A 4,014-nucleotide genomic window follows, 5' to 3' on the forward strand; every position below is an offset into this window, starting at 1 on the left:
CCGCGAGCGCCAAGAGCGCTACCTCGACGCCTTCGCCGAGGGCGTCGGCGGCTTCGCCCGGCGCGCGTGCGTTCAACCGGGCAAGAACATCAGAAGTCTTGAAACGGTCGATCCCGACCGAGAAGGCGAAGCTGGCGATGGAATCGAACTGGTGCTGGTTCAGCGGCGTCTGGATCGCTTTGACGGCGCCGACCACCGGGATCAGGTCGTGCTGCAACAGCAGTTCAGCGTCGCTTTCAGAGATCGTCAGGCCTTCGCGCGCGGACTGGGTATGGCCGTAACCGATCATCCAGCGTCCGTCGTTGCGCTGGACCGCACGAGGACGGAAGCCCTCGAAGCTCTTGATCAGGATCACGCCCTCGCGGGACACCTTGGTTGGTTTCTGAACGACGTCGGACACTGTTGACCCAATTCGAGACGGGCGCGCAGCCCCCGTAGCGAACACAGCAAGGAGGGCGCCTCTTCTTTGCGCCCGCCCGGATCAGAGCAGGACCAGCGTCGCCAGACCGAGGAAGATCAGGAAGCCGAAGAAGTCCGTCGTTGCTGTGACAAACACAGCCGAGGAAACGGCGGGGTCGAACTTTAGTTTCGACAGGGTTAACGGCGTCAGGACGCCCACGCTGGCCGCGACCAGCAGGTTCAGCACCATGGCCACCGCGATGACGACGCCGATGCGCCAGTCCTCGTCACGGAACCAGACGGCGGCGGCGACGCCGATCAGGGGCGCCAGGACCAGACCGTTGGCCAGACCCACCACCAGTTCGCGCAGGAAGGTCCGCATGGCGTTGGCCGAGTTCAGCTCACGCGTCGCCAGGGCGCGCACGGTCACCGTCAGGGCCTGGGTGCCGGCGTTTCCGCCGATGGCCGAGACGATGGGCATCAGGACGGCCAGGGCGACAATGGCCTGAATAGTGCCTTCGAACAGGCCGATGACGCTGGCGCCCAAAGCCGCCGTCGCCAGATTGATGGCCAGCCAGGGCACGCGGCTGCGGACGATCTCGGTGACCGACGAACCCCGGTCCTCGTCCGAAACACCGGCCAGACGCAGGATGTCTTCGCGGTTCTCTTCCTGAATGATGTTGACGATGTCATCGACGGTGATCTGGCCGACCAGACGCCCGCCTGCATCGACGACGGGCGCCGAGATTAGGTGATATTTTTCAAAGATATAGGCGACTTCTTCCTGGTCCTGATCGACGGCGATCACATTGACCGGCTCCATCAGGTCGGTCAGTTTTGCGGTGCGCGGCGCCCGCAGCAGGCCGCTGACCGAGACGCCGCCAGCCGGACGGTTCACCGGATCAACCACATAGATGTCGAAGAACAGCTCAGGCAGGTCGTCGCCCTGACGCCGGATGTGGTCGATGGTGTCGCCCACGGTCCAGAACTGGGGCGCGGCCATGACCTCGCGCTGCATCAGGCGGCCGGCGGACTCTTCCTCGTAGCCCAGGCTGCTCTCGATGGCGGCGCGGTCGTTTTCCGGCATGGCGGCCAGAACCCGCTCACGCTGGTCGTCCTCCAGGTCTTCGACAACGGCGGCGGCGTCGTCGGAATCCAGTTCCTGAAGGGCTTCGGCCAGGGTGCCGTGCGGCACGCGCTCCAGCACCTCTTCACGGATGCCGTCGTCGAGTTCAGGCAGGGTCTCGGCCAGCAGCTCCGGCGGCAGCCACAGCACCACGACGGTGCGGTGTTCCGCCGTCAGGAAGCCCATCAGGTCGGCGACGTCGGCGGGGTGCAGGTCCTCCAGCAGCGAACGCAGCCGCATGCCGTCGCCGTCGTCTGCGGCGTCCACGACTTTTTCGACGAATGAAGGTGTGAGGACATAGTCCTCATCCAGGGCGGCGTGGTCTTCGGTATCAGGCGCTTCGGCTGGATTGAAGGCGTTGTCCGTGGTGCTCACGTTGTCGCCTCCGTTGGTAGAATGTCCAGCCGTAGTTAGCCGATGAATCGCCCTGTTTAGCCAGATGGTGCGGTCGAGAAGACTCGAACTTCCACGGGTTGCCCCACAGCGACCTCAACGCTGCGCGTCTACCAATTCCGCCACGACCGCTCGCATCGGAGGGCGGCGAATAGACGAAGCCGCCGGAAAAGAAAAGCGGCTTTATTGCGCTTATCGTTGTTAGTTTGGTCGAAAGGCGCGCCCAACTAGACCGCACCGGCCATGAAGTCATACAGATCGGCCGGTCGGGTGACCGTGATTGCGATGCGGTCGTCGCGAATTTCGATCTCGCCGCGTGCAACCGGGTGGTTGTTAGCCAGAATCCAGACTTCGTCATGTTCCGAGGCGTCGAGTGGAATCACTGCGCCGCGTCCCATGCGCAGAAGCTGGGACATCGGCAGCACCGACCGGCCCAGCACGACAGAGATTTCAACGTCTACGGCTTCGATCTGGCTCAAGGTCTTGCTCACTCAGGCGAACGCCGCACCCTTGCGCAATCGCCTTGGGGTGCACATTGAAGCTTCATGCTTGCCGACCCGTTAAATTCCGCGCTTTTAAAGCTGCACCGAGACGACGCCCGCCCCGCCCAATGGGCCGTGTCGCGCGACTATGTTCCCTATGACGCCGCCGAGGCCTTCATGGAGGCGCGCGTGGCTGCGATTACAGCGGGGGAGGCGTCCGAACTGGTCTGGCTGCTGGAGCATCCGCCGCTTTACACCGCCGGGGTTTCCGCGCGGGACGAAGACCTGCTGGATGCAGGGCGGTTCCCGGTGCACCGCACGGGCCGGGGCGGGCAGTTCACCTATCATGGTCCGGGTCAGCGCGTGGCCTATGTGATGCTGGACCTGAACCGGCGGGGCAAGGACGTGCGCGCCTTCGTGCGGGGGCTGGAGCAATGGTTGATCGGCGGATTGTCCGAGTTCGGCGTCGAGGCGGATGTGCGCGAGGGCCGCGTGGGCGTCTGGGTCGAACGCAAGGGGCCGGGCTGGTCGCGTGAGGACAAGATCGCCGCCATCGGGGTGAAGGTCCGCAAATGGGTCAGTTTCCACGGCATCAGCCTGAACGTCGAACCGAACCTGGACCATTTCGGCGGCATCGTGCCCTGCGGCATTCAGGAGCATGGCGTCACCAGTCTGGTGGACCTTGGCGTGCTGGCCACGCTGGACGAAGCGGATGCAGCGTTGAAGACCAGCTTCAGGCGTTTGTTCGGTGATGTGGAAGAAGCGACCGCGCCTTTCTGACGCGCGTTTCATCGCCGCAGATCGGGTGACATTCCGGCGAAAACGCGGCGGCGGACTTGGCAAGGCGGCGACGCATGAGGTTTAACGTCTCCACCAAAGCTTCCCCCAAGCAGGCTCAGGAGACCTTTTGATGAACCGCATGACCGCCGCCGCATCGGCTGCCGTTCTAGCGCTGACGCTCGCTTCCGGCGCAGCCGTCGCGCAGGATTTCCGCGCTCTGGCGCAGCAAGACCTTCAAACTGCGCACGATGCTCTGGCCGCGAACCATCCCGCCGCCGTCATTCCCGGCCCGGCCAGCGAAGCCTTCCGCAGCTGGATCGACAGCGGCCTGCAGGACGCCCAGGCCAAGGCGCCCCGCGTCAACAGCGGCGACAGCCATGCCTATCTGATGCGCTACTACGCCAACGGGTTCCGCGATTCGAACATCGCGATCCGTCCGACCTATGAAGGCCTGGGCCCGTTCTTCGCCACCGGCTGGCCCGGTTTCGCGACGGCCTGGCGCAATGGCGAATATGTCGTCTCCTATGTGAAGGAAGGCGTGCGCAACGCACCGCCGCTGGGCGCGGTTCTGGTCAGCTGCGGCGATCAAAGCGCCGCCGACATGGCCAGCAGCCGCCTGGACAAGTGGGAAGGCGACCTGACGACGGAGGCGGGCCGCGGCCGCACCGCGCCCTCGAGCGAGCGCAGCGTGGTCTGTCGATGATGATGGACAACTATCCTACGAAATGGGTCCCGACTGCGAACGGGATTGCTATGCAGCGTGCACGGATCATTCTGCCGCTTGCGTTCCTCGTCAGAGCGAACGACACGGCGCTCCACCGCCAGTGGCTGACT

At 64.4% G+C, this 4,014-nt stretch carries 5 protein-coding genes and 1 tRNA gene; 2 read left to right on the forward strand and 4 right to left on the reverse strand.

Annotation, left to right across the window (positions count from 1 at the left end; translation table 11 throughout):
• The 4 genes from QZ281_RS14260 to QZ281_RS14275 form a co-directional block, all read right to left on the reverse strand.
• A partial coding sequence (locus QZ281_RS14260) for a lysozyme (protein ID WP_292229462.1) occupies positions 1-400 on the reverse strand: 400 nt, incomplete at its 3' end.
• An 81-nt stretch (positions 401-481) separates the two neighbouring features.
• Positions 482-1,900 carry a magnesium transporter gene (gene mgtE, locus QZ281_RS14265; protein ID WP_292229464.1) on the reverse strand — a complete coding sequence of 473 codons (1,419 nt, stop codon included), beginning with the start codon at positions 1,898-1,900 and terminating at the stop codon, positions 482-484.
• Between the two features lie 65 nt (positions 1,901-1,965).
• A tRNA-Leu gene (locus tag QZ281_RS14270) sits at positions 1,966-2,050 on the reverse strand.
• Between the two features lie 95 nt (positions 2,051-2,145).
• Positions 2,146-2,397, reverse strand: a complete 252-nt coding sequence (locus QZ281_RS14275) for a FliM/FliN family flagellar motor switch protein (protein ID WP_292229541.1) — start codon at positions 2,395-2,397, stop codon at positions 2,146-2,148.
• A 66-nt stretch (positions 2,398-2,463) separates the two neighbouring features.
• On the opposite strand from QZ281_RS14275, the gene lipB reads away from it, so the two are divergent.
• Together lipB and QZ281_RS14285 are read left to right on the forward strand one after the other, a co-directional pair.
• Positions 2,464-3,180, forward strand: a complete 717-nt coding sequence (gene lipB / locus QZ281_RS14280; RefSeq protein ID WP_292229465.1) for a lipoyl(octanoyl) transferase LipB — start codon at positions 2,464-2,466, stop codon at positions 3,178-3,180.
• Positions 3,181-3,310: 130 nt separating this feature from the next.
• On the forward strand, positions 3,311-3,883 hold the full coding sequence (locus QZ281_RS14285) for a hypothetical protein (RefSeq protein ID WP_292229466.1): 573 nt from the start codon (positions 3,311-3,313) through the stop codon (positions 3,881-3,883).
• Positions 3,884-4,014 lie beyond the last annotated feature (131 nt).

This window comes from Brevundimonas sp. (assembly GCF_018608325.1).
Classification (GTDB): Bacteria; Pseudomonadota; Alphaproteobacteria; order Caulobacterales; family Caulobacteraceae; genus Brevundimonas.